Origin of the sequence: Pseudomonas prosekii (assembly GCF_900105155.1) — a bacterium.
Lineage (GTDB): Bacteria > Pseudomonadota > Gammaproteobacteria > Pseudomonadales > Pseudomonadaceae > Aquipseudomonas > Aquipseudomonas prosekii.
On the sequence record NZ_LT629762.1, the window covers coordinates 5,788,036 to 5,811,201 of the forward strand.

Here is a 23,166-nt window from a genome sequence, read left to right on the forward strand (position 1 = left end):
GCGATTAAAAGAAGTCGCTCTGTATGAAACCAAAATCCATCAGTTCAGCATCTTTGACCGGGTTGAAGTTATCCATCTTGTTCTTCGCGGTCAGCGGCGCGGGTGGGTCACGCAAAGCATTGGCTTTGTCGTAACCGGGGCCGACGATGGCGAAGACGATGCCGTTCCAACCTTTGACAAAGTCGTCATGGGAGTAGCGCTTGTGACCCAACACCGGGTCGCCGATATAAACGTGTTTCTTGTCGGCACGCTGCATCACCACGAAGTGCTTGTAGCCGCGAACTTCCATCAGTACCACCACCGGGATCGTTACAGCGTCGAGTTTCTCCGGCGGGATCTTGTAGCCACGGGCGCGCATGCCGATGCTTTCTATGTAGCGCTTCATGTCCAGCATGGAAAAACCTTGAGTACGTACAAGGTTCTGGTCAGCGTTGACCAACATGCCTTTGATGATGTGCTCCTCATCGACGTCCAGCCAATAAGCCTGGCGTAACACCGTCGCCAGTGCGGCAGCGCCACAACTGAAGTCGGTTTTCTGTTCGACGATGTCGCTGAACTTGCGCTCACGCACACTCTGTACCTGCTTGTAGACGAGGTTGCCGCCAGGCAGGGCGGCAATCGGCATCTGAGCGGCCTGGGTCAGGCCAGACAGGCAGATAAGTGCGAACAGGGCCGTTCTACGCATGATCGATACGCCTTTGCGGACTGTGGAAAAGCCCCGTTGCCGGGGCTTTCGGTTCGATCGCGATTACAGGCAGGCTCTGCAACCTGCGGCGATGGACAGCGAGTTGCTTTGTTGGTTGCCAACACCCGAGGACACGTTGGCTCCGCCGTTGCCGGAGAAGTTGTTCATCGAGTTCTGCATGATTGCAGTGTTGGTTACAGGGTCTTTCCAGCCATCTGGAGTCAGCACTTGCGAAGTGGTTACACCGGCCAGCCCGAATACGCCTACCGCTACGAAGTCGGAAGTGGAGTCACCGTTGCCGCCACCATGGCCGCCACGGTTGTTGCCCCAGCCGCCGCCATTACCGTTGTTGCCTTCGGTAGTTGCAGTGCCCGAAGCGACGAATCCACCGGCCGCAGCAAAGGTGCTGGACAGGGTATCGGTGCGGGTGTTTTCCACGGCGTTGTTATCAACAGTCAGGCCCGAGGTGCTTTGGTTGGCTGCAGCAGCGGCTGCGGCTACACGACCACCCGAAACAGCGATTGCCAGGTTGTTTTTCTGTTGGTTGAAGTTGCCGGCCGTGACGTTGATCCCGATGTTGCCGGAACCGTTGTTGCCTGCGTTGGAGAGCACGGCCTGGTTGACGTTGGAGTAGTTGGCAACAGTGTTGCCGGTGTTGGTCTGAGTAGCGCTGGAAGCAGCAACGGCCGAACCGAAGATGAAGCTTTCGTCAGCGGTGGCCAGGGCCGCGGCGTTGTCTTGTTGGTTGCCGTCACCCGATGCCACGTTGGCACCCATGTTGCCGTTGGAGCCATTGAGCGAGTCGGCGGCAGCGGCGTTATTCAGCGTGCCCTGGTTGGTTACGGAGTTGCCGTCGTTGTCCTGGGCATCCAGCACGGTGGCCCCGGCACCGGCAGAGATGGACAGGATTTGATCCAGGGTTGGGCCTTGAGGCTGGTTGTTGCCATGCCCGTTGCCGTGCCCATTACCGTGACCATTGTCACGACCGCCTGCTTGAGCGGCGATTGCCATCACTGCGGCGAGCGCGAAAACCAGTGGTTTGAGAGCCGTTGTTGGTTTCATGGTGTTTCTCCGTGCTTATTAGTTGGTTAAGTGTTGGTACTTTCTAATCGCACTGCGGTTTGGGTCAGTCAGCGACCCGGATGCTCAGGGTGTTAGCCATTCGGTTCCCCACCCCGGCGCTCTGGTTCACCTGGATTACCCCTCGGCTGCCGGTGAAGGCCTGGTCGCTGGTAACGACCTGGCGACTGCCGGTTGGGGCCTCAGTTGCTCCTGAGTCTGGTAACAACGCCACGTTCTGTTGTGAAAGGACGCTGTCGTCGATGCTTTGCGGGTTAGCACTGATGCTCACGCGCATCGCGTTGGCCATCTGATTGTTGGCCCCGGCGCTCTGGTTGACGCCGAGCACACCGTTGCCATTGCTGAATGAACTGCCGCCGATGGTCGCCGTCGCGTTCATCGCCGGGTTGGCGGCGGCGTCGAGGCTTTGGCGCACAGTGGTGGTCGCCGAGGCGTTGCTGCCGATGGCGATAGCGCGGGTGTTGGTCTGTTGCAGTTGATCGCCGGCCGCCTGGTTGACGTTGAAGTTGCCTTTGTACTGAGTGCCGGAATCCTGAATGTTGGCGTTGTTGACCACCGGTACATTGGAATCGGCCATGGCACTTGCACTGGCGAGCAGGGTGAGGAAAATCAGCGAACGATTCATCTCACTGGCCTCCCGCCATGCGGGTCAGCGGGGCGAGGCCGGACGTCATCGCGCGATTGATCGTGCCCGAGATCGCGCCGCCGCTGCCGCCACCGTGGCCGGCGCTCATGCCGGGCAAACCGTTGGGATTGGTCACCACGTTCATCCCGGGGACGCCGGAACCGTTCTGGGAAATGATGTTGTTGCTGATCGAAGAACCGCTGGCGATGCTGGCAAAGTCGCCGTCGCTCAATTCGGCACTGCCGATGGTTTGCACCACGCGTTCCGAAGGGTTGGCGTTCACCGTGGTGGGGTAGGGGTCTTTGCCGCCATTGCGGCCGATGGCAATGGGTTGAACGTCACGTTGCAGCACAATGACGCCATTGCCTTCTGCCTGAACGTTGAAACTGAGCACTGAGCTGGCAGCGCATCCGATCAGCAGGCCGGTCAAACCTTTATTGAATGTCCCCACGACGCAATTCCTTCTTTTAGTGGGCTGGCCCTGGTCAGCGTTGTGGAGGAAAGAGCGAAAGCTGTGCCGCTTTTGGATTGTTATTGAATTTCAGTGGGTTAGCTTTGGCGGGAACGGAGAAGCAAGTCGCACTGTTTCAGCGCTGAGACAGCGTTCAGCCGCTGAAACACGCTGAATTGATCAAGAAGCTCTAGATCAACGCTTACCGGCGGGGTGTTTCAGGCGTTTAACAACTGCGATGACAGGATGATGAAGGGCTTTGTTTCGGGGTTTTTCGAGAGGAGGGTGTTTCAGCAATGGACACTTTTCCCCCAGAACAGGGGGAATAGATGGGGCAAACGCCCCAGTTCACGGGTCAGGAGGCCAGCAGACGAGTCACCACTTCGACGGCCAGATCGCGGCGCTCGGCCCAGTTTCCGCGGAGGATTTGAAACGGTTGTCGATGCTGTTCGAGCCATCCGTGGATCGCATCGAAGAATGCCCGGCGCTCGTCCAGCGACGGTTGGCAGCGCTGACCATCGTCCGTCCAGTCGACCTGTTCCGGCGACAGCAGCAAGTGCAAATCGTAATGTCGGCTGAGCAACTGCGCCTCGATCCACGCCGGGCAGCTGCCGAACAAGGTCTGGCTCCAGAGGATGTTGCTCAGCAAGTGCGTGTCGAGAATCAACAGACGCGGCTGCGCAGCGCGGGCCTGATCTTCCCATTGCAACTGGCCACGGGCGATCTCGGGAATGTCGGCGAGGCAAGTGTCGCGCGGGTTTTCTTCGATGAAGCGGCGCACGTATTCATCCACCAGAACACCGCCGAAGCGTGCTTTCAACTCGGCGGCCAACCAGCTCTTGCCGCTGGATTCGGGGCCGGTGAGCACTAGCACTTTCATGCGTGCAACGCCGGATCGGCGCGCCATTCACGCCAGCCTTGCACGGCGATCACGGTGAACAAGGCGTAAAGCGCGGCGGTCAGGTACAGGCCTTTATAGATGAACAGGCCTACGAAGATCGTGTCGAGGACCACCCACATCGGCCAGCATTGCAGGCGTTTCTGCGCCATCCACATTTGCGCGACGAGGCTGAAACCGGTCAGCGCCGCGTCGAGCCACGGTTGCGCGGCGTCGGTCCAGTGCGCCATCGCGGCGCCGAGCAACAGGCTGCCAACCGCGCCGACCGCCAACCCGAGCGCCACCGAGCGATTATCCAGTTGAGTCACTTGGCGGCCATTGTGCGCGGCGCCGGCGCGGGTCCACTGCCACCAGCCGTAGAGTTGCAGCGCGGCGTAGACCACCTGCAGCAGCATGTCCGAATACAGCTTGACCTCGAAAAACACCCAGCTATAAAGCAGCACCATCACCAGCCCGATGGGCCAGCACCAGGGGTTCTGTTTGACCGTCAACCAAACGGCAATCACGCCGAGGACGGCAGCAAACAGTTCAAGCCCGGACATGGTGGTTCCTATGAGGGGAAGTCGCAGAGGGAGCGGATTGTACCCAGATTGTCTGGCCAGGGCTCGCCCGAAGCTTCCAGACACAAACCCTGTAGGAGCGAGCAGGCTCACTCCCACAGGTCAGACGCGGAATTGGTTGAGCAGGGCGTTGAGTTGTTCGCTGAGTTCTTTCAGGTGCACACTCGCCAGGCTCGATTGCTCCGCCGCCAGCGCGGTGCTGTGCGACAGTCCGGCCGCTTGCGTCACGTTCTGGTTGATGTCTTCCACCACATGCGCCTGTTGCAGCGTAGCGCTGGCAATCGATGCATTCAGCCCATTGAGATTGCGCAACGCCTGGCCAATCGCGCTCAGACTCGCACCAGCCAGACCAGCCTGTTCGATGGTCAATTGCGAGGCACGGCTGCTGTCGCCGATCACCTTGACCGCTGCTTCCGAATGATTTTGCAGGCGTTCGATCATCGACTGGATTTCCGCCGTCGACTTCTGCGTGCGCTGCGCCAGCAAGCGCACTTCATCGGCGACCACGGCAAACCCACGCCCTTGCTCACCGGCGCGCGCCGCTTCAATCGCTGCGTTGAGTGCGAGCAAATTGGTTTGTTCGGCAATCGAGCGAATCACCTCCAGCACACTGCCGATCTGGTTGCTTTCGGCGGCCAGCGTGCGAATCACTTCGACCGCTTGATCGATGGTCCCGGAGAGCTTGTCGATCTGCTGCAAACTGCTATCGATATTGACCTGGCCCTGCTGCGCCTGCGACTCGGCGTCACGCATTTCGCTGGCGGCGTGCTCGGCGTTTTTCGCCACATCCTGCACGCCGTAAGTCACTTCATTAATCGCCGTGGCCACCAGTTCCATCTGCTGCGACTGTTGCTGACTGCGCTGCTGCGCCTGCGCCGCGTCGTTGCCGAGGTCGCTGGAGGATTGGCCCAGGGCACTCGCCGATACCTGCAACTGGCTGACCACCAGCCGCAACTTGGCGGTGAAGGCGTTGAAGTGGTGCGCCAGTTGCGTGACTTCGTCCTTGCCGTGGGTGTCGAGGCTGCGGGTCAGGTCGCTTTCGCCGCTGGCGATGTTGGCCATCGCGTTCACGGTTTCCTGCAACGGACGGACGATGCTGCGGGCAATCATGATCACCAGCAACGCCATGATCAGCGCAATCGCCAAACCGATGAACGAGGCTTTCCAGACCTGACCGTAGAACTCGGCTTGCATGTCGTCGATGTACACGCCCGAACCGATCACCCAGCCCCACGGCTCGAAGAGTTTGACGTAGGAGGTTTTTTCCACCGGCGCACTGGCGCCTGGTTTCGGCCAGCGATAATCGACCATGCCGGCGCCCTTGGACTTGGCGATGGCGACCATCTCGTTGAATACCGCGAAGCCATCCGGGTCGCGGATTGCCGAGAGGTTCTGCCCTTCAAGTTTCGGATTGGCCGGGTGCATGACCATCACCGGCACCAGATCGTTGATCCAGAAGTAGTCGTTCTGGTCATAACGCAAGCCGCGCACCACCGTCAGCGCCTGCTTCTGCGCGGCGTCGCGGGTGAGCGTGCCGGCCGTTTCGAGGTCGTGGTAGTAATTCAGAATGCCACTGGCGGTCTGCACCACGTGCTGGGTTTTCTGCGCCTTGGCGTGGTAAAGGTCGGTGTGAATCTGCTTGAGCATCAACGCGCCCAAGGTCAGTAACATCACGATGGCCACAATCAAAATGAGCCACAAGCGTCGGCTGATCGACACACTGCGCAAGCTGTTCATAACGCTGTCACTCCAATTTCTTATTCTTGTCATCAATGATCGCCAGCATCGGCGGCGCTATCCATGCGACACAAGTCCAATTACGCAGCGGCGTTAATCGGGCATCTCTGATAGGATTTCGGCCTCGCACGAGAAAACCTGAATTCAAGTTGATTTTTCACGGAATTTTTACCGTTTCGTGTGGATTCTGTGCGCGCGCAATGACGCTCATCGCAGTGAACGCTTAAAAAATATTAACGGGGCATGCCTTGCGCATCGCTTCTTGGGGGATTGATGGATCTTTGGACGGCCTTTCAGGCACTGATTCTTGGAGTTGTAGAGGGGCTTACGGAGTTTTTGCCCATTTCCAGTACCGGACACCAGATTATCGTCGCGGACTTGCTCAACTTCGGTGGCGAGCGCGCCATCGCTTTCAACATCATTATTCAGTTAGGCGCGATTCTGGCGGTGGTCTGGGAATTTCGCCGGAAAATCCTCGACGTTGTCACCGGTCTGAAGAGCGAGCCAAGTGCGCGGCGTTTCACCGCCAATCTGCTGATCGCCTTCATGCCCGCCGTGGTGTTGGGCGTGCTGTTCTCCGATTTGATCCACGAATACCTGTTTAACCCGATTACCGTTGCGGCGGCGTTGGTGGTGGGCGGGATTGTGATGTTGTGGGCCGAGAAGCGTGAGCATGAAGTGCACGCCGAAACCGTCGACGAGATTACCTGGCAGGACGCGTTGAAAGTCGGTTTCGCGCAATGCCTGGCGATGATCCCGGGGACTTCGCGTTCCGGCTCGACGATCATTGGCGGCCTGCTGTTTGGTCTGTCGCGCAAAACCGCGACCGAGTTCTCGTTCTTCCTGGCGATGCCGACCATGGTCGCGGCGGCGGTGTATTCCGGGTTCAAGTATCGGCACCTGTTCGTGCCGTCGGACCTGCCGGTATTCGCGCTCGGCTTCGTCACCGCGTTTATCTTCGCAATGATTGCGGTCAAGGCCTTGCTCAAGTTCATCGCCAACCACAGCTACGCGGCGTTTGCCTGGTACCGGATTGCGTTTGGTCTGGTGATTCTCGCGACGTGGCAGTTCGGCTGGGTCGATTGGGCTGCCGCAACGCCATGAGTGAAGCAGGTGCGCGGCGTGAATCAGCACGCAAGTCCGCCGGCGCAGTTCAGCGCCCGCGCTTGAAGCTGCTGGTGTTCGCCATCCTCTGCGCACTGCCGCTGTACGGCTCGCTGGCCTTGTGGCTGCGCGTCGCTTCGGTGATCCCGCTGGCCGCGTATGGCGTGGTCAGCGTGGTGGCGTTTTTTCTGTACTGGAGCGACAAACGCAAGGCGCGCGCCGACACTTGGCGCACCCCGGAGAATGTCCTCCACGCGGTGGAACTGGCCGGCGGCTGGCCGGGCGCATTGCTCGCCCAGCAAGTGTTCCGGCACAAGACGCGCAAAGTCTCGTTTCAATTGGTGTTCTGGCTGATCGTGCTGGCGCACCAGGTGTTCTGGATCGACCAGCTCTTCCTCGGCGCCAACCTGCTGGCGATTTCCTGAAGCCCCCGCGCGCCACTTGCGAAACCCGCCCGGTCCCCCTGTAGCAGCTGGCGCAGCCTGCGTTCGGCTGCGCAGCAGTCGCGAAATCTGGCGGCGCGTTGTGTCAGGAGTACAGAGTGCTCAGGTTTGACGACTGCTGCGCAGCCGAACGCAGGCTTCGCCAGCTGCTACAGGACCGCGTTTACGCAGGCTTCGCCAGCTGCTACATGGGGCGGGTTGCTCCAGAAATCCCATTACAGGAGTAACCCAACCTGCGTGCGCTTGGGCAATTTGCTCACTACCAATTGGTGCGAGCGTTGCAGCAAGGCTTGCAGTTCTTCGGCGCCCAGCGGGTAGGGCGGTTGCATGATGATCCATTGCGCCCGGGCCAGGTACGGCGCCGGGTGGATGCCCGGGCGGTCGCAATGGCCGAGAAACAAGTCCTTGTCGACCTTGAATGCCAGGGAGTCGCCGCGCAGGTTTTGCAACGCGAACATCTTGTTGCCAGCAATCGAGAACACCCGCACGCCGCCCCACTTGTAATCCTCGCGAGCGCCGGGCAGCGCCAGGCAAAACTCGGCGACGTCCGCTTCGCTCATGCGTCCAGCCTTCATATCAATCGGTCCCCGCAAGCATTGAATGATTCGATCAAATGGTCGAGCCAAGCGCGCACCGCCGGCATCACCCCGCGCCGATGAGGGTAGACCGCTTGCAGCCAACCGCCCGGCGGTGACCACTGCGGCAACAGCCGAATCAGCGAACCGTTGGCGATTTCTTCCTCGCAATACAACATCGGCAGCACGGTGAAACCCTGGCCGGCGAGGGCGCAGGCCTTGCGCACAATAAAGTCGTCGATCCCCAGCCGCGCTTCCAGCGCCATATCGCAGCTTTTGCCCTGCTGATCGAGCAAGCGGATATGCACCATGCGATCCGGTTCCAGCGCGCCGAGGATCGGCAAACCCTTCAGATCATCCGGATGATTGATCTCGCGTCCCTGCAGAAATGCCGGGCTGGCGACCAACAGCGTTTGCGCCTGACGCAAGCGTCGAGTCACCAGCAACGGATCTTCATCGCCCAGCTCGCGGACGCGCAGAGCGACATCGACGCCTTCGTTGACCAGATCGACGCGGCGATTGAGCAACAAGACTTCGAGCTGCACCTGCGGGTATTTTTCGAGAAAGTCGCTGATCACCGTCGGCAATATTTCATGCGCCAGCCCCACCGGGCACGACACACGCAATCGCCCGCGCGGCTCGCTGGACATGCTCGCTACCGCTTCATCGGCCATTTCCGCTTCCAGCAACATGGCTTGGCAGTGACGCAAATAGCGTTCGCCGACCGCCGTGAGCTTGAGTTGGCGCGTGGTGCGCTGCAGCAAACGCGCGCCGAGGCGTTCTTCCAGTTCGGCAATCCGCCGCGACAGCCGCGACTTGGGAATCCCTAACAAACGCCCGGCCGCGGCGAAACCACCGGCCTCGACGACTTTGGCGAAATAGTAGAGGTCATTCAAATCTTGCATGGTTTGCGCTCGACTGTTCTATCAGTGGGACGAACTATCGCATTGTTGCGGGCTAATCAGCTATTGGATTGATCTGTAGCATCACCGCCATCAGATCGCCCGGTGGCGGTCCTCACTTGGAGATCACTTATGAAACTGTTGCATATCGATTCGAGCATTTTGGGTGACAACTCGGCTTCCCGTCAGTTGAGCGGCGAAGTGGTCAAAGCCTGGCAAGCCGCCGACGCCTCTGCCGTGGTGACTTACCGTGACCTCGCTGCCGACGCCATCAGCCACTTCTCCGCCACCACCTTGGTTGCCGCTGGCACCACCGCCGAACTGCGCAACGCTGCACAACAGCACGAAGCCGAACTGAGCGCATCGACCCTCGCCGAATTCCTCGCCGCCGATGCCGTGGTGATTGCCGCGCCGATGTACAACTTCACCATTCCCACCCAACTCAAAGCCTGGATCGACCGCATCGCCGTCGCTGGTCAGACGTTCCGTTACACCGAAGCCGGTCCGGAAGGCCTGTGCGGTGGCAAGAAACTGGTGATCGTCTCGACGTCGGGCGGCCTGCACGTCGGTCAGGCCAGCGGTGTAGCGCACGAAGATTACTTGAAATTGTTGTTCGGTTTCCTCGGCATCACTGACATCGAATTCGTCCGCGCCCACGGTTTGGCTTACGGCGAAGAAGTGCGCAGCAAAGCCATGAACGATGCGCACACGCAGATCAGCGAGCAACTGTTCGCCGCAGCGTAAAAAATAGATAAAGCCCGAAGCGGCACCTGAAAAACTCTGTATTCTGATTGTGGAAATGATCAGTTACAGAGTTTTTTTGTGTTTGATCATTTTTCATGTTGTGGCCCAGGTTATGCAGACGAGGCGTTACGATCCCGTCGCGCAATGACCTTGACCGCCGCAAACACTGGCACAAGGCCGCGTCCTCCCTGATCGGGAGCACTACGGGCTTTTCAGGCAAGCAAGAAAAGTGGGGCAGCCGATGGTGCGTCTTTGTGCAACGTTACTGATTTGCCTGCTCGGCAGCCTGAATTCAGTGCACGCCGCGCCGGGTTTGCACGCGCACTGGAGCGTCGGTTATCACGAGATAACCTTTCTCGATCCGCTGGATCTGCAACCGATGCGCGCCATCGCTTTCTACCCGTCCAGCGACACGGAGCACACCAGCAAACTCGAGGGGTACACGGTCGAGGCTGGCGAAGATACCCGCGTTGCGATTGGCCGGTTTCCGATGTTGATGTTGTCCCACGGCAACGTCGGCACGCCGCTGGCGCTGCACGATCTCGCGACGTCACTGGCGCGCAAAGGTTTTGTGGTGGTCGCGGTGATTCATCCCGGCGACAACTCCAAAGACCACAGCCGCCTCGGCACCTTAAGCAATCTGTACGGCCGCCCGCTGCAAATCTCCGAAGCGATTACTGCGACGCTCGGCGATGCCGCGTTGGCGCCTTTCGTCAATGCAGATCAGGTCGGGGTGATTGGTTACTCGGCGGGTGGCGAGACCGCGTTGATCCTCTCGGGCGCGACGCCGGACCTCGATCGGCTGCGGCGGTATTGCCAGGAACGCCCGGATGACCGCGATGCCTGCAACACCCAAGGCGAGTTGATTGTCGACCGCGACGATCTGCAACCGGTCGCCGACCCGCGCGTGCATGCCTTGCTGTTGATGGCGCCGCTGAGCCTGAAGTTCGGCCGCCACACTTTGGCGGATGTGCATGTGCCGGTGCTGCTCTACAGCGGCGATGGCGACAAATTGGTGGCTTTCGACAAGAACGCGGCAGCGCTGGCGCGCAAACTGCCGATTGCGCCGGACTTCAAACTACTCGCGGGGGCAGGGCACTTTGTGTTCATGGCGCCGTGTAATGAGGAGCAGATCGCCGCGATGCCGGCGCTGTGTACGGACGCGGACGGCGTTGATCGCGAGGATATTCATCGCAATTTGATCTCGGAAGCGGGGCGGTTTTTCTCGCATGCGCTGGGCAAACCCAGCCGGGCGGGGATGCAGACAGCGGATCAATAACCTGACACAAACCCTTAGGAGCATGGCTTGCCCGCGATGGCGTTCCCGAAATGCCATCGCGGGCAAGCCATGCTCCTACGAAGCCGACTCTGGATGTCAGGTTATTGCGCGGCGTTTCAGCAGCATCGTCAGCCCCAGCCCGGTCACCGACAACATCGCCGCACAGAAGAAAATCCACGAATACCCCAGGTTCAACGCCACCGCGCCCATCAGCGGTCCGGCAATCGCCAACGCCAGATCAAAGAACACCGCATAAGCACTCAACCCGGCGCCTCGGCTCGAATTGGGCACTTGCTTGATCGCTTCGACGCCCAGCGCCGGGTACACCAGCGACAGGCCAAACCCAGTTAGTCCGGCGCCGATCAAGGTGTAAGCCGTGGACGGTGCCAGCCATAACAGCACCAGGCCAACCGTCTCGATGGTCATGCAGGCAATCGCCGAGGTAAATCCGCCAAACCGGCTGATGCAGGAAATGAACAACAACCGCGACAGAATGAAACACACGCCAAACACCGTCAGGCAATACGCCGCACCGTCCCAGCCGCGGTTCAGGTAATACAAAGTGATAAATGTGGTCAGCGTGCCGTAGCCGATCGACGCCAGACTCAGGCTCGCACCGAACGGCGCAATCCGCCCGAACACCGCCCAAAACGGCAGGCGCTCGCCGCGCACCACCGGCACCGATGGTTTGTTGCGAATCAGCAACAGCGCGCCCAACGCCAGCACCGAAAGGACAATCCCCAGGCTTTCAAAACCGTACTCGGCGACCATCACCACGCCCAGCGGCGCACCAATGGCGATGGCGCCATAGGACGCGATGCCGTTCCACGAGATCGACCGCGCGGTGTGCTCGGCGCCGACTTGGCCCATGCACCAACTGATGGTGCCGACGCCAATCAAGCCTTGGGCGATCCCCAGCAACAGCCGGCCGGCGATCAGGATCAACAGACTCAGCAGCGGAAAGCTTTGCAGCAAGGTCGAAAGCAAAGTCAGCAGGCCGCTCAACACAATTCCCGACAAGCCATACACAATCGCCCGTTTGGTGCCGATGCTGTCCGACATGCGCCCGGCCATCGGGCGGCTGAGCAGGGTGGCCAAGTACTGCACGCCGATGGTCAAGCCGGCAATGATCGCGCTGAAACCCAGTTGTTCGTGGACATACCCCGGCAACACCGCAATCGGCAGACCGATGCAGAGAAACGCAATAAAGGTATAGAAAACGATGGAAACGATCTGCAGGGTGATCGCCATGGAGCTTTGCGGGGGCAGTTGCTGCGCAGACATGTGGGCTCTTTCGCGGGCGGCGGTGGGAGACCTGCATCATGGCGTGGGCGCTTGGGAAAAGGAAGCAGGCTAACTATATCCTCCGTACAGATCGTTCCCACGCTCTGCTTCGGAACGATCGGCGCAAAAAAAAGCCCCGTCACATGGACAGGGCTCTTACTTGCAGCTTGCAGCTTGAAACTAATCGCTGCCCTTAGAACACAACGCCCTGGCTACGCAGGTAATCGTCGTACGTACCGCTGAAGTCGATCACGCCGCTAGGGCTGAGTTCGATAATGCGCGTGGCCAGCGACGATACAAACTCACGGTCATGGCTGACGAAGATCAGCGTGCCCGGGTAGTTCTCCAGCGCCAGGTTCAGCGCCTCGATGGATTCCATGTCCAAGTGGTTGGTCGGTTCGTCCATGATCAGCACGTTCGGCTTTTGCAGGATCAGCTTGCCGAACAGCATGCGTCCTTGCTCACCACCGGAAATCACTTTGACCGACTTGAGGATCTCGTCGTTGGAGAACAGCATGCGGCCGAGGGTGCCGCGAACCATTTGCTCGCCGCCCTGGGTCCACTGGCCCATCCAGTCGAACAGGTTGCAGTCGTCTTCGAAATCGTGCGCGTGGTCCTGAGCGTAGTAACCCAGTTCCGCCGCATCGGTCCACTTCACGGTGCCGGCATCCGGGGTCAGTTCGTTGACCAAAGTGCGCAGCAGGGTGGTTTTGCCGATACCGTTCGGGCCGATGATCGCAACGCGCTCGCCAGCTTCAACCTGGAAGCTGAAGTCCTTGAACAGCGTCTTGCCGTCGAAGCCTTTGGCCATGCGCTCGACGATGACCGCCTGGCGGTGCAGTTTTTTGTTCTGCTCGAAACGAATGAACGGGCTGACGCGGCTCGAAGGCTTGACCTCGGCCAGCTGGATCTTGTCGATCGCCTTGGCACGGGAGGTTGCTTGCTTGGCTTTCGAGGCGTTGGCCGAGAAGCGGCTGACGAACGATTGCAGCTCGGAAATCTGCGCTTTCTTCTTGGCGTTGTCCGACAGCAATTGCTCGCGGGACTGGGTCGCCACGGTCATGTACTCGTCGTAGTTGCCTGGGAACAGACGCAATTCGCCGTAATCCAGGTCAGCCATGTGCGTGCACACGCTGTTCAGGAAGTGACGGTCGTGAGAGATGATGATCATCAGGCTGGACCGCTGGGTCAGGATGTTTTCCAGCCAGCGAATAGTGTTGATGTCCAAGTGGTTGGTCGGTTCGTCGAGCAACAGCACTTCAGGATCGGAGAACAGCGCCTGCGCCAGCAATACACGCAGTTTCCAGCCTGGGGAAACTTCGCTCATCGGGCCGAAGTGCTGCTCGATGCCGATACCCAGGCCCAGCAACAATTCGCCGGCGCGGGATTCGGCGGTGTAGCCGTCCATCTCGGCGAACTCGGTTTCCAGCTCGGCGACGGCCATGCCGTCTTCTTCGGTCATTTCCGGCAGCGAGTAGATGCGATCGCGCTCAGCCTTGACCTTCCACAGCTCTTCGTGACCCATGATCACGGTGTCGATCACGGTGAATTCTTCGTAGGCGAACTGGTCCTGGCGCAATTTACCCAGACGCACGTTCGGCTCGAGCATGACCTGGCCGCCGGACGGCTCGAGGTCGTTACCGAGGATTTTCATGAAGGTCGACTTGCCGCAACCGTTGGCGCCGATCAGGCCATAACGGTTGCCCGCGGCGAACTTGACCGAAACGTTCTCGAATAACGGCTTGGCGCCGAACTGCATCGTGATGTTAGCTGTAGAAATCAAAGGTTTTTCCTGCGAAGCATTCAGAGTAGCTAGGGGTGCGGCAGTACCGATTCAGTACCCGGTTCCGGGATTCAGGCCACGGGAAATACATCCCGGTCAGAAGCGGAAGGTCCATCTGGCAATAAGTGGACAGCAGCAATGGAGCGCTTGGCCCGAGTCAAAGTGCGCTGAGGCGGGATCGTTCCCGTCATCAACCAAGGGGGGCGCGTAATGTTTGGCGGCGATTGTACTGGTCTGGCTCTTTAAACGATAGGGCGTTGAGGCCGCACGGGCACTTTGGCAGTACCAGCGGACACTTTTTAACAGTTGTTCGTTACTCTTGGTTACAAAGTGTGGCTAAAATGCCATCTCTCATCCCAATGCCATGCTGGCATTCGCTCAAGGACGCGCCTTCGGGACTGCTCTTTCGATCCAGACACTGCGCCACTCCGCTTGGCCGGCACCGCGCAGATTGTTCACCCCTGACGTGTGACGATTGCCGTGAAACTGATTATTGCCGCTATTTATGTTGCCTCCATTGCGTATGTTCACCTGCGCGGTCGCGTACGCCATAAGTTGGGCCGCCAGCTCAGCGATCACTCGACGTTTCTCGCGCCGATCAATTGCTTCCTTTATATGTTCTCGAAAATCTCCAGCCGACCGTACCTCGACCCGGCGCAATTTCCCGACCTCAGTCCGCTGCAAGCTCACTGGCAGGAAATTCGCGAAGAAGGGCAGAACCTGCTGCGCGCCGGTGAAATCAAGCGTTCCGATCAGTACAACGACGTCGGTTTTAATTCGTTTTTCAAAAGTGGTTGGAAGCGTTTCTATCTGAAGTGGTACGGCGACAGCCATCCTTCAGCCGAGAAGCTCTGCCCGCGCACCACCGAACTGGTGAAAAGCATCGGCTCGATCAAAGCTGCGATGTTCGCCGAACTGCCACCGGGCTCGAAACTGGTGCGCCACCGCGACCCGTATGCCGGCTCGTACCGTTACCACTTGGGCCTGGAAACGCCGAACAGCGCTGGTTGCTACATCAACGTCGATGGCGAGAATTACCATTGGCGCGACGGTGAAGCGGTGATCTTCGATGAAACCTTCATTCACTACGCCGAGAACACCACTGACCAGAACCGCATCATTCTGTTTTGCGACGTTGAGCGGCCAATGAAATATCGCTGGGCGGCGGCGTTTAACCGTTGGTTCAGCCGCAATGTCATGTCGGCGGCGGGTGCGCCGAATGATGCGGGCGACAAGACCGGCGGCATTAACCGTCTGTTCGCGAAGATCTACAAGATTCGCCTGCGCGGCAAACAATTGAAGAAACGTAACCGTGCGCGGTATTACTTGGAGAAATGGGCGATTTTCGGCGGGTTGCTGGCGATTTTTGTGTTGATCTGATTGATACGGCGAAGCGGCGAACGCCATCGCGAGCAAGCCCGCTCCGACAGGGATTTACGCACGCCATAGATCCCCTGTGGGAGCGAGCTTGCTCGCGATGAGGCACTCAATTTCACTACAACTTTTAAGGCTTCTGCGCCCCCAACTGCTTCCACATCTTCGCCGTGATCTTCTGCCGATTCGCGTATCCCTTCCACGGATCAGCCTTCAACCCCTGCAAACGCTCAAGCAAATTGGCCACCGTCCATTCCTGCGAGCCTTGAATTTTTGTTAACTCGTCTCGCGTAATCGGTACCGACACCGGCAATCCCGGCCGTGCCCGCACCGAATACGCCGCCACCGTACTGGCCCCGCGCGTGTTGCGCAGGTAATCGACGAAAATCTTGCCGACGCGGTTCTTCGGGCCCATGGTCGCGGTAATCCGTTCCGGCAATTGCTGCGCCATGAACTGAGCGATGGCTTTGGCGAACGCTTTGACCGTATCCCAATCTTCCTTGCGCGCCAGTGGCACGATAACGTGCATGCCTTTGCCGCCGCTGGTTTTGAGAAACGCGTCGAGGCCGATTTCATCCAGCACCGCCAGCGTCAGTTGCGTGGCCTCAACCATGCTTTTCCACGGCAGCGCCGGGTCGGGATCGAGGTCAAGCACGAACAAATCCGGCGTTTCGATCTTGTCGTGCGTGCCGCCCCAGGTGTGCAGCTCGATGGTGCCCATTTGCGCTGCACCGATCAGCGCCTGCACGCTGTCGATTTCCATCAGTCGCGCGTGCCCGAGGTCAATTTTCGGGTCTAGGTGCTTGATGTTGGGGATCGCCAGGCGTTCGGCGTGCTTCTGGAAAAACTGTTCGCCCTCGACGCCTTCCGGCGCGCGCAATAAGGCGACAGGCCGATCTTCCAAAAACGGCAGAATCCATTGGCTGATGCTTTCGTAGAACTGCGCCAGTTGCAGCTTTTGCGTGCCGCTTTCTTTATCAATCACCCGCTCAGGATGGGTGATTTTTACTCCAGCGACATTCGCGTCTTTGCTGGCGGTTTTCTTTTCGCTCACGGGTTTGTTCGCCTTCGGTGACTGTGGCAATTCACGAACAATTTCCTTCGCCGGTTTGTCCGTGCGCATGGCGATAAACGCCGCTTGGCGCACCAAGCCCTCGCGGGTCCACTCGGCAAACTCGACCTCGCACACCAGCGTCGGCTCGACCCAATGCACGCCTTTGGCTTGTGCCGTGGTCAGTGGTTTGCCCAGCGGCGAAGATTTACGTTGAAGCTCCTGCAATTGCCCATGAAACAACTTGAGATCGGCCTGATTAAAGCCAGTGCCGACGCGCCCGGCATACACCAAGCCTTTATCGTCGTAAACGCCCAGCAACAGCGCGCCAAAACCGCTGCGCGAACCTTGTGGCGCGGTGTAGCCAATGATCACGAATTCCTGGCGCAAACGGCATTTGAGCTTGATCCAGTCCGGACTGCGCTTGGACACATACAGGCTGCCGGCACGTTTGCCGATCACGCCTTCGAGCGACAACGCGGAGGCACTCTCGACAATGTCCTGATGCTTGGCGGTGAAAGCTTCGGAGAACCGCATTAACTGCCGAGACTTGCGCCCGAGGGCTTTTTTCAACGCGGCTCGCCGATCCTCGACGGGCAACTCACGCTGATCGACGCCTTGCAGGAATGGCGCGTCGAACACGTAATAAATGATGTCGACCGAGCGACCAATTTCGAAAGCATTCTGCAACGCCTGAAAATCCGGGAAGCCTTTGTCGTTCAGCACTACCATTTCGCCATCGAGCCAGCTGCCATCGAGCTTCATATCGGCCAAGGCCTTGGCATGCAGCGGCAATTTGGCAGTCCAGTCGTTGCCGTTACGGGTCAGCAATCGGACTTCGCCGTCGTCGATACGCGCTAGGATGCGATAACCGTCGAACTTGATTTCGTACAGCCATTCACCCGGCGGGGCCTTTTCCATCAGCGTAGCGAGCTGCGGGGTGAATTTCTCCGGGAGAGCGACGGGTTTGGTAGTTTTTGGTTTTTTCGCGGACTTGCTGGTCTTGCTCGTCTTACTGCTTTTGGCCTTGGCTTTTTTGTCGCCAACTGTGGCGTCGCTTATGACGCTTTTTGGCAACTCGGCGACCACGTCATATTCATCAATGGGGCGCGCTTGCTGATCCTTCTCCTTGATGAGCAGCCATTGCTGCTTGTCGCTGCTGCCACGCAAGTGCGTACGAACCAACGCCCAATCGCCCGAGAGCTTTTCGCCGATCAGGGTGAATTTCAACTTGCCAGCCTTGTACGTCTCCTGCGGATCGCCTATTGGTTGCCAGACTCCGTGATCCCAGACAATCACATCCCCAGCGCCATACTGGCCTTCGGGAATGCTGCCCTCGAACGTGCCATAACTGATCGGATGATCCTCGACGTGCACTGCCAGACGCTTTTGCGTCGGGTCAAGGCTCGGTCCCTTGGGCACCGCCCAACTTTTCAGCGTGCCGTCCAGCTCCAGGCGAAAGTCGTAGTGCAGGTTGCGTGCATCATGTTTTTGAATCACGAAACGCAACGCCGAGGCGGCTTTTTTGCCGCGTTTCGCCGGCGCCGATTCAGGCGGCTCGGACGTCACCTCAAAGTTGCGTTTACGCGTGTATTCACTCACCGGTTTAGCCATGGCCGACTACCTTGTGCTGCGAGCTCGGCGGCCGTCAGCCGCGAGAACTCTTCGTGGCTTTTTTCGCCGGGGCCGCTTTGGCCGCGGTTTTACGTGGTTTGGCTGCAGGCTTGCTCGGCGCCTTGCCGCCCAGGCTGCGTTTCAGCAATTCGGTCAAATCGATGACATCAGCGGTTTTGCGTTCCTCCTCGCCAGTCGCACTCTCGACATCCTCAATCTTGCCTTCGTTGGCCTTGCGCTCAACCAGCGCCATGATCTTGTCTTCAAAACTGTCGCGGTAATCCTCGGGTTTCCAATCGGCACTCATGTCCTCGACCAGGCGCTTGGCCATCTCCAACTCGCCCTTGGCCAGCTCGGGTTTGGTCACCTCGCTACCAAGCTCCAGTTCATCCAGACCGCGCACTTCCGCCGGCCAGCGGAGCATTACCAGAACCATCGCCGACTCCAGCGGCATCAACGCCGCCAAGTGCTGGCGGGTATGCAGTACAACGTGGGCGAGGGCGACTTTTTTGGTTTTACTCAAGGTTTCACGCAGCAGGGCGTAGACCTTGCCACCGCGTTTGTCCGGCGCCAAGTAGTAGGGTGTGTCGATGTTTTGCAGAGGGATCTGCTCACTGTCAACAAAGGCAAAGATATCAATGGTCTGCGTCGAAACCGGGTGTGCTGAACGAATTTCTTCCTCGCTGAGCACCACGTAACGGCCCTTTTCGTAGGCCACGCCTTTGACGATGTTTTCCTTGGTGACTTCCTTGCCGGTGACTTTATTCACGCGCTTATAGCCCACCGGGTCCATGCTGCGGCTATCGAGCCAGTCGAAATCCACGCCGTGATGGGACGTGGCCGACACCAGTGCCACAGGGATGTGCACCAAGCCGAAACTGATTGCGCCTTTCCATATTGCTCGGGCCATCGTCGTCTACTCGTCAAGTGATGATCAGGTGACCCGCAGCTTCGCGCAAAAGTTTCAGCGGTTTGCGCCCCGGCCCTGCGGGGAGATAAGCGGCACGGTAAACGGGTGTTACATCTGTGACGGAGGTTTCAGTTAACAAATGCGAACCTCGGGCGTAGCGTGGCATCAGAAGATTCTGACCCCGTAGCCCTTAGAGAGGCTCTCCATGAACAGATTAATGCTGGGTTGCGCCCTGTTGGCCTTGAGCGGAGTGCTCGGCCCGATGGCGCAAGCCGATACCTCACGCTCCTCGTTGTTACTCGCGCAGAGCCCGACGGGCGTCAATAACAATCCTTACAACAGCCCAACGCGCCGGGCCAATCCAAACAGCATGCAGGGCACGCAGCCCAATACTCCTGAAACTCGCCAGCCGACGTTCGCTCCGGCGCCGCGTCCTCCGACCCTGCAAAACGGCGGCATCGGTAATGGCTATCCGCAGCAAAGGTCGGTGCCAAGCACACCGCCCAAATTCATTCCAAACCCGCCACTCCGCGACTCGGGCAGCAGCAACCGTTGAACGGCAGGCCTGAGTCCTGTCAGCCATTCGAACGACAAAAGGAATCGTGAATGTTGCGTAAAACCCTTCTGGCCACTTTCTGCGCCAGCGCACTGATCACCGCCGCAGCGCCTGTTTTCGCGGCGTCCACCCAGGAACTCAAAAGCGAGCAGGGCACGCTTGAAGTCACTGCAATCACCAAAGGCCTGGAACATCCGTGGGCCTTGGCATTTTTGCCCGATCGCCAAGGCATGCTGGTGACCGAGCGACCCGGCAATCTGCGAGTGGTTACCGCCGATGGCAAACGCTCGGCGCCGATCAGCGGCGTTCCGACCGTGTGGGCCAAAGGTCAGGGTGGTTTGCTTGATGTGGTGTTGTCGCCGGACTTCAAACAGGACCGCATGGTTTATCTGTCCTACGCCGAAGGGGGTGGCGCGGGTGACAAGGCTGGCACGGCAGTTGGCCGCGGGCGTTTGTCGGAAGACCTGAAAACGCTCAAGGATTTCAAAGTGATTTTCCGCCAGGAGCCGAAGCTTTCGGTCGGCAATCACTTCGGCTCGCGGCTGGTGTTTGACCGCGACGGGTATCTGTTCATTGCGCTGGGTGAAAACAACGACCGGCCAACCGCGCAGGATCTCGACAAGCTCCAGGGCAAAGTCGTGCGGATTTACCCGGACGGCAAAGTGCCGGATGACAATCCGTTTGTAGGTCAGTCCGGCGTGCGCCCGGAGATCTGGTCCTACGGCCATCGCAACCCACAGGGCGCAGCGCTCAATCCATGGAGCGGCACGCTCTGGGAGAACGAGCACGGGCCCAAGGGCGGTGATGAAATCAACGTCGTCGAGCGCGGCAAGAATTACGGCTGGCCGACCGCCACTCACGGCATCAACTATTCCGGCCAACCGATCCCGGAAGCCTCGGGCAAGACTGCCGAAGGCACTGTGCAGCCCCACCATGTGTGGGAAATTTCGCCAGGCATCAGCGGTATGGCGTTCTACGATGCCGACCGCTTCAAACCTTGGCAGCACAACGTGTTCATCGGCGCGCTGGTCAGTCAGGAACTGATCCGGTTGCAGTTTGATGGCGACAAGGTCGTGCATGAGGAGCGGCTGATGGGCGAACTCAAGGAACGCATTCGTGATGTGCGCCAAGGTCCGGACGGCTACCTCTATGTACTGACAGACGAGAAAGACGGGACCTTGTACAAAGTCGGCCTGAAATAGCTGCTGGGTGAAAGGGTCTCACGAGGTTGGCGCAGCGACCGTCCTGCGCCGATCTTTCAGACCTCGCACCACCAGATACAGCAGCGGCCCGATCGAGACGAAAACAACGGTGATCAACAGATAGGGGATCACCGACAGTGCGGATTGTCCACGTTTGCGGGCATCGTGGTACATCCAGATACCGGCCATCGTGGCTAGAAGGTAAAGGTCAATCACCACTTGCGCGGTATCTGGCCGCGACATCAGGCTAATACCGAAGTCGATCAGTGACTGCTCCGCTCGGAGCATGACTGATACGGTGTAGGCCGCGAACGCGATCAGGGCAATCAGGGGGAGGGCGACAGTCTTCATGGTTTCCTTCCTTGGAGAAGATGAGCAGAACCGGTCACCCGGCTAGCTCTGTGGTATCTGCGGCAGCATCGGGCGCAGGAACGTCCGTTCGTAGCTGACGATGAATTTTTTCTCGAGTAGCGACGCGACCAGCGCCGTGCTTTGCGCGTCAGTCATGGCGATGTGGCGGTAACTTTCGTAGTCGGCCAGAGAAGGGAAACTGAACAGGCAGTACGCAATATTGCTGGCGCCTTCGGACGGCAGGAAGTAGCCATGGTGAGTGCCGCCCAGTCGCTCGACGATACCGAGCCAGGCTTGGGCGTATTCTTCGAATTCACTGAGTTGGTAAGGATCGATCACATATCTGACGTGGCAGGTAATCAAATGGCAGCTCCTCGGAATCGCATTGGGCGTACAAGTCCTGGCGCTGGGCTATTCCTGCACAGCCTTTTCGACTTTGCTCGACGCCGCCCATATCCGATAACGAACCTCGACATCCTTGGGGACATATAGAACGATCGGCAACTTACTGTTATAGCGCAGCAGGAAGCCATCGCCGACCACCGGCACAAAGTCTTTTCGGGATTTGCCATCAGGGCAGGCCATCATCGTGCTCATCGGCCCGATAACTTTATCCAGTCGATAAAACGGATAACCCCAACCTTCCAGATTCTTTTCCTCGAGAATTCCGCCCAGACGCTGGCGGTTGCAGTCAACGGTCAGCGTCTTGCCGGCCAGGATTTCGACTTGAAACGCGTCTTCCTGAGTTTGCGGCGCCAGGTGAATGACTTGGCGGGTGTAGCCGCTATCAGGTTTGGGGAAGGGTGCTGTCTCTTCGAGTTTCGCGGCGTGCGCGGCGGAGGATAGCCCGGCGATTATCAGGCCGATTGTCGTATTAATAGTCGAAGAAACCATGTTGCCTCCTTGCGATTGAATGCGGTCAACGGAAACCCAGAGTCGCATTCTTACCGCCGTTCACCGCTAATGCAACCCGCCTCCATGTTTGCAAATTGCAGTGCTCCTGAAGGTGTTTATTGCAAATTGCATGACATTGAATTGCTGGCCTGCTTGCTAAACCGTTGATTTGCCGACGAGGGGCGAAGCAAAAGTTTGGGCATGTTTTATGCTGTAGATGTTCTTAAGCTGACCGGCGATTTGAAGAGTCAGCGTCGGAAGAAAGAGAGCGGTCAGAAAATGGAATGCGTCAACCCGCACGGATGAGCAACGGGTTATTCCAACACCGACCGATAATTATGTTGATTGGCAGTCTCACATTAAGGAGAGGGTCGCCATGTTTTTATCTGCCCTGGAACTACGCAATATCATTGAGAGCAGCTTCCTGCCGAAGCGCTGTCAGTGCAGCTTATCCCCTGATTTGACCATGACTGTAAAAGTGTATGCCGATAAGCAAACCGATCACGTTGATCTTCTGGTAACGGGTATTAACGCCAAGCGTTTGACCGGCTGCCGAGAAATCAATGACTTGATCGCCGAGCTCCGCTCGGATATCCAGCACAGGGCCGAATTTCGACCGCTGCATCTGGATCGCAAAGCGATCTAAGCACTCGTTTCAAGTTCTACCGAGACGCGCCGGGTCTGGACAAACCCCAGACCCAGCGTCAGCTCAACCACAACCGCCAGCAAGATTCCTGGGCCGGCATGGCCATTCAGCCATTCGCCGACACCTAATATTGCCAAGCCCCAGCATCCGACGATGAAACCGTTGCTCAAGGCATTTCGGGAAACTGACGGCGCTTCGTTGCGAACCAGATAAAAGATCACTCCCAGAGCCGCGAACAATACCGCCCCGCGTCGCGCCACCAATCCCGCCGCTGACGAATATTCGACATCCCAGATCGCCAGCAACCGGTCCGGCATCAAGCCCCAAATCAGCGCCAGTGCAAAACACAACACGGCGGTGAACGTCGATAACGTACGAAACGATAACTGCATGGCGAATCCTTGCGGCAGTGAGGGAG

Annotated in this window: 25 protein-coding genes and 1 pseudogene; 8 read left to right on the forward strand and 18 right to left on the reverse strand. The window is 58.6% G+C overall.

Going from position 1 to position 23,166, the window contains the following annotated elements:
- Positions 1–4: 4 nt before the first annotated feature.
- The 8 genes and pseudogenes from BLU01_RS26105 to BLU01_RS28440 all read right to left on the reverse strand — a co-directional run.
- Complete coding sequence (locus tag BLU01_RS26105) at positions 5–685, reverse strand: C39 family peptidase (protein WP_092280911.1); 681 nt, start codon at positions 683–685, stop codon at positions 5–7.
- Positions 686–748: 63 nt separating this feature from the next.
- The gene (locus BLU01_RS26110) at positions 749–1,747 is read right to left on the reverse strand and encodes a heme utilization protein (protein ID WP_092280913.1); all 999 of its coding nucleotides are present in this window, start codon (positions 1,745–1,747) and stop codon (positions 749–751) included.
- Positions 1,748–1,811: 64 nt separating this feature from the next.
- Positions 1,812–2,390 carry an adhesin gene (locus BLU01_RS26115; RefSeq protein WP_092280915.1) on the reverse strand — a complete coding sequence of 193 codons (579 nt, stop codon included), beginning with the start codon at positions 2,388–2,390 and terminating at the stop codon, positions 1,812–1,814.
- 1 nt (position 2,391) lies between these two features.
- Positions 2,392–2,841 (reverse strand): hypothetical protein, encoded by a 450-nt coding sequence (locus tag BLU01_RS26120; RefSeq protein WP_092280917.1) that lies wholly within the window; start codon positions 2,839–2,841, stop codon positions 2,392–2,394.
- 355 nt (positions 2,842–3,196) lie between these two features.
- Positions 3,197–3,721, reverse strand: a complete 525-nt coding sequence (locus tag BLU01_RS26125; RefSeq protein WP_092280919.1) for an AAA family ATPase — start codon at positions 3,719–3,721, stop codon at positions 3,197–3,199.
- The gene (gene pnuC / locus BLU01_RS26130; protein WP_092280921.1) at positions 3,718–4,281 is read right to left on the reverse strand and encodes a nicotinamide riboside transporter PnuC; all 564 of its coding nucleotides are present in this window, start codon (positions 4,279–4,281) and stop codon (positions 3,718–3,720) included. The genes BLU01_RS26125 and pnuC overlap by 4 nt, the downstream gene beginning before the upstream one ends.
- A gap of 120 nt (positions 4,282–4,401) precedes the next feature.
- Entirely contained in the window at positions 4,402–5,136 is a 735-nt protein-coding gene (locus BLU01_RS28435) for a methyl-accepting chemotaxis protein (RefSeq protein ID WP_408003153.1), read from the reverse strand.
- 123 nt (positions 5,137–5,259) lie between these two features.
- Positions 5,260–6,069 (reverse strand): annotated as a pseudogene (locus BLU01_RS28440) (cache domain-containing protein); the annotation flags it as partial.
- A 240-nt stretch (positions 6,070–6,309) separates the two neighbouring features.
- On the opposite strand from BLU01_RS28440, the gene BLU01_RS26140 reads away from it, so the two are divergent.
- Together BLU01_RS26140 and BLU01_RS26145 are read left to right on the forward strand one after the other, a co-directional pair.
- Positions 6,310–7,140, forward strand: a complete 831-nt coding sequence (locus tag BLU01_RS26140; RefSeq protein WP_092280925.1) for an undecaprenyl-diphosphate phosphatase — start codon at positions 6,310–6,312, stop codon at positions 7,138–7,140.
- A complete protein-coding gene (locus BLU01_RS26145) occupies positions 7,137–7,565 on the forward strand; it encodes a DUF1294 domain-containing protein (protein WP_092280927.1) in 429 nt (142 codons plus the stop codon). Before BLU01_RS26140 ends, BLU01_RS26145 begins: the two co-directional genes overlap by 4 nt.
- A gap of 233 nt (positions 7,566–7,798) precedes the next feature.
- On the opposite strand, the gene BLU01_RS26150 is transcribed toward BLU01_RS26145, so the two are convergent.
- Positions 7,799–8,158, reverse strand: a complete 360-nt coding sequence (locus BLU01_RS26150) for an MmcQ/YjbR family DNA-binding protein (RefSeq protein ID WP_092280929.1) — start codon at positions 8,156–8,158, stop codon at positions 7,799–7,801.
- Positions 8,155–9,063: a LysR substrate-binding domain-containing protein gene (locus tag BLU01_RS26155; RefSeq protein WP_092280931.1), complete on the reverse strand. Its 909-nt coding sequence runs from the start codon at positions 9,061–9,063 to the stop codon at positions 8,155–8,157. Before BLU01_RS26155 ends, BLU01_RS26150 begins: the two co-directional genes overlap by 4 nt.
- Positions 9,064–9,192: 129 nt before the next feature.
- Here BLU01_RS26155 and BLU01_RS26160 point away from each other — a divergent pair, with 129 nt between their 5' ends.
- A complete protein-coding gene (locus BLU01_RS26160; RefSeq protein WP_092280933.1) occupies positions 9,193–9,804 on the forward strand; it encodes an FMN-dependent NADH-azoreductase in 612 nt (203 codons plus the stop codon).
- A 241-nt stretch (positions 9,805–10,045) separates the two neighbouring features.
- Positions 10,046–11,083 (forward strand): alpha/beta hydrolase family protein, encoded by a 1,038-nt coding sequence (locus tag BLU01_RS26165; protein ID WP_092280935.1) that lies wholly within the window; start codon positions 10,046–10,048, stop codon positions 11,081–11,083.
- 96 nt (positions 11,084–11,179) lie between these two features.
- Here the strand turns inward: BLU01_RS26165 and BLU01_RS26170 are convergent, their stop codons facing one another.
- Both BLU01_RS26170 and BLU01_RS26175 read right to left on the reverse strand, forming a co-directional pair.
- Entirely contained in the window at positions 11,180–12,367 is a 1,188-nt protein-coding gene (locus tag BLU01_RS26170) for an MFS transporter (protein WP_092280937.1), read from the reverse strand.
- A gap of 193 nt (positions 12,368–12,560) precedes the next feature.
- Entirely contained in the window at positions 12,561–14,150 is a 1,590-nt protein-coding gene (locus BLU01_RS26175) for an ABC-F family ATPase (RefSeq protein WP_092280939.1), read from the reverse strand.
- Between the two features lie 480 nt (positions 14,151–14,630).
- Between BLU01_RS26175 and lpxO the strand changes: the two genes are divergently transcribed.
- Positions 14,631–15,530, forward strand: a complete 900-nt coding sequence (lpxO, locus tag BLU01_RS26180; protein WP_092281752.1) for a lipid A hydroxylase LpxO — start codon at positions 14,631–14,633, stop codon at positions 15,528–15,530.
- A gap of 124 nt (positions 15,531–15,654) precedes the next feature.
- On the opposite strand, the gene ligD is transcribed toward lpxO, so the two are convergent.
- Together ligD and ku are read right to left on the reverse strand one after the other, a co-directional pair.
- Positions 15,655–18,189, reverse strand: coding sequence for a DNA ligase D (ligD, locus tag BLU01_RS26185; RefSeq protein ID WP_092280941.1), 2,535 nt, complete (start codon positions 18,187–18,189; stop codon positions 15,655–15,657).
- Between the two features lie 34 nt (positions 18,190–18,223).
- Positions 18,224–19,099 carry a non-homologous end joining protein Ku gene (gene ku, locus BLU01_RS26190; RefSeq protein WP_092280943.1) on the reverse strand — a complete coding sequence of 292 codons (876 nt, stop codon included), beginning with the start codon at positions 19,097–19,099 and terminating at the stop codon, positions 18,224–18,226.
- 205 nt (positions 19,100–19,304) lie between these two features.
- On the opposite strand from ku, the gene BLU01_RS26195 reads away from it, so the two are divergent.
- Positions 19,305–19,655, forward strand: coding sequence for a hypothetical protein (locus BLU01_RS26195; RefSeq protein WP_092280945.1), 351 nt, complete (start codon positions 19,305–19,307; stop codon positions 19,653–19,655).
- Positions 19,656–19,705: 50 nt separating this feature from the next.
- Positions 19,706–20,857, forward strand: coding sequence for a PQQ-dependent sugar dehydrogenase (locus tag BLU01_RS26200; protein ID WP_092280947.1), 1,152 nt, complete (start codon positions 19,706–19,708; stop codon positions 20,855–20,857).
- An 18-nt stretch (positions 20,858–20,875) separates the two neighbouring features.
- On the opposite strand, the gene BLU01_RS26205 is transcribed toward BLU01_RS26200, so the two are convergent.
- Genes BLU01_RS26205 through eco form a run of 3 tightly spaced genes read right to left on the reverse strand, consistent with a single transcriptional unit; the run spans position 20,876 to position 22,102 of the window.
- Positions 20,876–21,208: a DUF2834 domain-containing protein gene (locus BLU01_RS26205; RefSeq protein WP_092280949.1), complete on the reverse strand. Its 333-nt coding sequence runs from the start codon at positions 21,206–21,208 to the stop codon at positions 20,876–20,878.
- 42 nt (positions 21,209–21,250) lie between these two features.
- Positions 21,251–21,571: an NIPSNAP family protein gene (locus BLU01_RS26210; protein ID WP_092280951.1), complete on the reverse strand. Its 321-nt coding sequence runs from the start codon at positions 21,569–21,571 to the stop codon at positions 21,251–21,253.
- A 48-nt stretch (positions 21,572–21,619) separates the two neighbouring features.
- Entirely contained in the window at positions 21,620–22,102 is a 483-nt protein-coding gene (gene eco, locus BLU01_RS26215; RefSeq protein WP_092280953.1) for a serine protease inhibitor ecotin, read from the reverse strand.
- 376 nt (positions 22,103–22,478) lie between these two features.
- Between eco and BLU01_RS26220 the strand changes: the two genes are divergently transcribed.
- Positions 22,479–22,748, forward strand: a complete 270-nt coding sequence (locus BLU01_RS26220) for a DUF1652 domain-containing protein (protein ID WP_092280955.1) — start codon at positions 22,479–22,481, stop codon at positions 22,746–22,748.
- Here BLU01_RS26220 and BLU01_RS26225 read toward each other — a convergent pair.
- Positions 22,745–23,140 (reverse strand): hypothetical protein, encoded by a 396-nt coding sequence (locus BLU01_RS26225; protein ID WP_092280957.1) that lies wholly within the window; start codon positions 23,138–23,140, stop codon positions 22,745–22,747. The two genes, BLU01_RS26220 and BLU01_RS26225, sit on opposite strands and share 4 nt — an antisense overlap.
- Positions 23,141–23,166 lie beyond the last annotated feature (26 nt).

Excerpts from the sequence above, each read along its gene's own strand:
- BLU01_RS26225 (WP_092280957.1), bottom strand. The coding sequence starts at position 23,140 with ATGCAGTTATCGTTTCGTACGTTATCGACGTTCACCGCCGTGTTGTGT.
- BLU01_RS26165 (WP_092280935.1), top strand. The coding sequence starts at position 10,046 with ATGGTGCGTCTTTGTGCAACGTTACTGATTTGCCTGCTCGGCAGCCTG.
- BLU01_RS26200 (WP_092280947.1), top strand. The coding sequence starts at position 19,706 with ATGTTGCGTAAAACCCTTCTGGCCACTTTCTGCGCCAGCGCACTGATC.
- pnuC (WP_092280921.1), bottom strand. The coding sequence starts at position 4,281 with ATGTCCGGGCTTGAACTGTTTGCTGCCGTCCTCGGCGTGATTGCCGTT.
- BLU01_RS26140 (WP_092280925.1), top strand. The coding sequence starts at position 6,310 with ATGGATCTTTGGACGGCCTTTCAGGCACTGATTCTTGGAGTTGTAGAG.
- ligD (WP_092280941.1), bottom strand. The coding sequence starts at position 18,189 with ATGGCTAAACCGGTGAGTGAATACACGCGTAAACGCAACTTTGAGGTG.
- BLU01_RS26105 (WP_092280911.1), bottom strand. The coding sequence starts at position 685 with ATGCGTAGAACGGCCCTGTTCGCACTTATCTGCCTGTCTGGCCTGACC.
- BLU01_RS26205 (WP_092280949.1), bottom strand. The coding sequence starts at position 21,208 with ATGAAGACTGTCGCCCTCCCCCTGATTGCCCTGATCGCGTTCGCGGCC.
- BLU01_RS26195 (WP_092280945.1), top strand. The coding sequence starts at position 19,305 with ATGAACAGATTAATGCTGGGTTGCGCCCTGTTGGCCTTGAGCGGAGTG.
- BLU01_RS26170 (WP_092280937.1), bottom strand. The coding sequence starts at position 12,367 with ATGTCTGCGCAGCAACTGCCCCCGCAAAGCTCCATGGCGATCACCCTG.
- eco (WP_092280953.1), bottom strand. The coding sequence starts at position 22,102 with ATGGTTTCTTCGACTATTAATACGACAATCGGCCTGATAATCGCCGGG.
- BLU01_RS26220 (WP_092280955.1), top strand. The coding sequence starts at position 22,479 with ATGTTTTTATCTGCCCTGGAACTACGCAATATCATTGAGAGCAGCTTC.
- BLU01_RS26115 (WP_092280915.1), bottom strand. The coding sequence starts at position 2,390 with ATGAATCGTTCGCTGATTTTCCTCACCCTGCTCGCCAGTGCAAGTGCC.
- ku (WP_092280943.1), bottom strand. The coding sequence starts at position 19,099 with ATGGCCCGAGCAATATGGAAAGGCGCAATCAGTTTCGGCTTGGTGCAC.
- BLU01_RS26160 (WP_092280933.1), top strand. The coding sequence starts at position 9,193 with ATGAAACTGTTGCATATCGATTCGAGCATTTTGGGTGACAACTCGGCT.
- BLU01_RS26110 (WP_092280913.1), bottom strand. The coding sequence starts at position 1,747 with ATGAAACCAACAACGGCTCTCAAACCACTGGTTTTCGCGCTCGCCGCA.
- BLU01_RS26150 (WP_092280929.1), bottom strand. The coding sequence starts at position 8,158 with ATGAAGGCTGGACGCATGAGCGAAGCGGACGTCGCCGAGTTTTGCCTG.
- BLU01_RS26125 (WP_092280919.1), bottom strand. The coding sequence starts at position 3,721 with ATGAAAGTGCTAGTGCTCACCGGCCCCGAATCCAGCGGCAAGAGCTGG.
- BLU01_RS26155 (WP_092280931.1), bottom strand. The coding sequence starts at position 9,063 with ATGCAAGATTTGAATGACCTCTACTATTTCGCCAAAGTCGTCGAGGCC.
- BLU01_RS26145 (WP_092280927.1), top strand. The coding sequence starts at position 7,137 with ATGAGTGAAGCAGGTGCGCGGCGTGAATCAGCACGCAAGTCCGCCGGC.
- BLU01_RS28435 (WP_408003153.1), bottom strand. The coding sequence starts at position 5,136 with ATGGAACTGGTGGCCACGGCGATTAATGAAGTGACTTACGGCGTGCAG.